The following is a 2,533-nucleotide window of genomic DNA, read 5'->3' on the forward strand; positions in this document are numbered from 1 at the left end:
CCACCATCACGGCTCTTGTAGCCAACTACATTCACAATGTTAAAGGTTTCAATGTAGCGGTCATTGACTGTGACGAACCACAGCACAATATCGCAGACCTGCGTGATGAGGAAATGGAACTCATCAAGGACAGCGTTTATTTCAAGGCACAAGCCTGTGAGCATTTCAAGAAGTTGGGCAAGAAATCCTACAGTGTTACGAGAAGCAATGCACTCAACGCACTTGATGACGCAGAGAAAGTGTTGGAGGAATCTGAGGTTGAACCCGACTTTATTTTCTTTGACATGCCGGGAACAATCAAAAGCGAAGGTGTCATGAAGACCTTGTCACAGATGGATTACATCTTTGTTCCTGTCAGCGCTGACCGCTTTGTGATAGAAAGCGCATTGAGTTTTGTCCAGTTGTTCTACGACAACCTTGTGACTCCGGGCTTGTCTGTCACCAAGGAACTTGCATTCTTCTGGACGATGGTTGACAAACGAGAACGCACGAATTTATATGAAGTGTATGAAGGAATGTTTGCTTCTCTCGGCTATTCACTTCTCAACACACGACTTCCAGACAGCAAGCGTTTCAGAAGAGAACTGTCGGAGAATCGAAAGGCTGTGTTCCGTTCCACCATCTTCCCCGCAGACCCGAATCTGTTGCGAGGGAGTGGCATCAAGGAATTGTCTGACGAAATTTGTGAAATTATAAAAACATAATGCCTATGGTAAGCAGAAAAATTAACACCGATGCAATAGATGAAAGTCTGCTCATTGCCTCTGTTGGCAAGAGCAAGATAGGCACGACAACGGCATCCATCCTTAATGGAGCCTCTCAAAACCAAGTGAGGGATACCGAAGAGAAAGAAGAGGGTGAAAAGAAAAATCCACGTTCACAGATGGATAAGCCTGCAGCCCCACGCAAGCCATCCAAGGTTTCTTCTGAAAGTTATGATGCTGCATTTCTCAAACGAAACGAGATAAAGACTCGTCAATGCGTTTATATCAGTCGTGAGATACACAAGAGAATTTCGAGGATTGTCAGTGTGCTCGCAAAGCATGAGTTGACAGTTGGTGGTTATATCGACCTTATTCTTGAGAGACATCTTGAAGAGAACCAGGACGAAATCAACGGCTTGCTGAGAAAAGAGATAGATGACTGGAATGTATGACACATAAAAAGGAATAAGCATGACAATGGAAAGTATATTCATGATAGTTTTGGTTGCATTCAATGTCTGGACTATCTATTTTTACAACAAGTTGCTCCTTGAAGTAGCGAACAATAAGGAAGAAGAGGAAAAGCCCTCCATCGACCCTATGGCACTCGTTGGCAAAAGCCTTTTCAAGGTGTCCCAACTGCGAAAGAAAGAAGAAACGGAACAGAAACAAACTGAGTCTGAGCCAGTATTAGAGAATGATGTGACATTCGAGGATTCTCCAAAGAACACAGCAAGGATTCCTGACGAACAGCTTGACGATGTGTTTACGAATGTTCGCATAGAGGACGTTGATGTGAAATATTCTGACGATGAGGGTGATGCCGATGTGCCGCAAGCCAAAGGGTCAAGTTTTGAAGACATTGACACAGCCGTAAAGACGGTCAAGGCTTCAAAAGCTACGGACAAGGAAAAACGACATGCAGGAAAAGTCTTCCATGAGATGGATGGCAACCAATTCTATGAGAAATTCATGGAGAACAGCAAGGAGTGCAAGAAGAACATCCATGATTTCGTCACCTTTTACCTGCAAGGACATAAGATAGAACAAACGTCCAAGCCAAAGAAGGAGTTTAAAGTGCCAGATAGCATAGAGGACTTCAATATCCTTGATTTTGTATAACAATAAAATTTAGAGAACAATGGAAAGAAACAGAAAAAGAAAGAATGGTGAGACAAAAGAATACATCAGTATTCAGTCCACTGTAAATGTAACAGTGTCATCCCAAGCTGAAAAGAAAGTTGGGTATATAGACAAGTTTATGTCCAAAGCTGATTTTACCGCAAGAAATGGTAAACAGGTATGCATCAAAGAAGAGACACATGAGCGCATTATGAAGTTTGTGAATGTGGTTGGTAAAGGACAGGCTACTGTAGCAAGTTTCATAGACAACATCATCAACGAGCATTTTGCTATCCATGCTGCCGAAATCAAGGCTGCATTTGATGAGGGACTCAAGGCATATCGCCTCTAACAATAATTTTAAAGTACACCAATGAAAAAGAAAGACTACGGCTAAAATCTCAGCTCGCCACTGAATCCACAAGTCGGCATCATGCCGCATGAGTAAACAAAAGTATCAACCGCCAGACGGGACAATCCAATCCCCAAGGCACAGACAAAAAACGATTTATGAACAAGAAAAACAGAATCATTCTTCTCGCTGCGATGATTGTCGCAGCCGTATCACAGACATTTGCGCAAGGCAACGGACTTGCAGGTATCAACGAGGCAACAAGTATGGTGACCTCCTATTTCGATCCAGGAACGAAACTCATCTACGCCATCGGTGCCGTGGTAGGTCTCATCGGAGGCATCAAGGTGTATGG

The 2,533-nt window shown here is 43.2% G+C and carries 5 protein-coding genes; all 5 read left to right on the forward strand.

All coding sequences use genetic code 11. The features are described 5' to 3' along the window. Positions 1-704, forward strand: a 704-nt coding sequence (locus DW657_RS17125; RefSeq protein ID WP_118313552.1) for a ParA family protein, incomplete at its 5' end; no start/stop codon positions are given. A 5-nt stretch (positions 705-709) separates the two neighbouring features. Then, the gene (locus tag DW657_RS17130; RefSeq protein WP_118313555.1) at positions 710-1,156 is read left to right on the forward strand and encodes a DUF3408 domain-containing protein; all 447 of its coding nucleotides are present in this window, start codon (positions 710-712) and stop codon (positions 1,154-1,156) included. Positions 1,157-1,181: 25 nt separating this feature from the next. Then, positions 1,182-1,826 carry a hypothetical protein gene (locus tag DW657_RS17135; RefSeq protein WP_233339821.1) on the forward strand — a complete coding sequence of 215 codons (645 nt, stop codon included), beginning with the start codon at positions 1,182-1,184 and terminating at the stop codon, positions 1,824-1,826. A 19-nt stretch (positions 1,827-1,845) separates the two neighbouring features. Next, positions 1,846-2,178 carry a DUF3408 domain-containing protein gene (locus tag DW657_RS17140; RefSeq protein WP_118313553.1) on the forward strand — a complete coding sequence of 111 codons (333 nt, stop codon included), beginning with the start codon at positions 1,846-1,848 and terminating at the stop codon, positions 2,176-2,178. A 158-nt stretch (positions 2,179-2,336) separates the two neighbouring features. Further along, positions 2,337-2,533 (forward strand): DUF4134 family protein (locus DW657_RS17145; RefSeq protein WP_118313554.1); only part of this gene is annotated, 197 nt, incomplete at its 3' end.

It is taken from the genome of Prevotella sp. AM23-5, from assembly GCF_003473645.1.
In the GTDB taxonomy this organism is placed as follows: domain Bacteria; phylum Bacteroidota; class Bacteroidia; order Bacteroidales; family Bacteroidaceae; genus Prevotella; species Prevotella copri_A.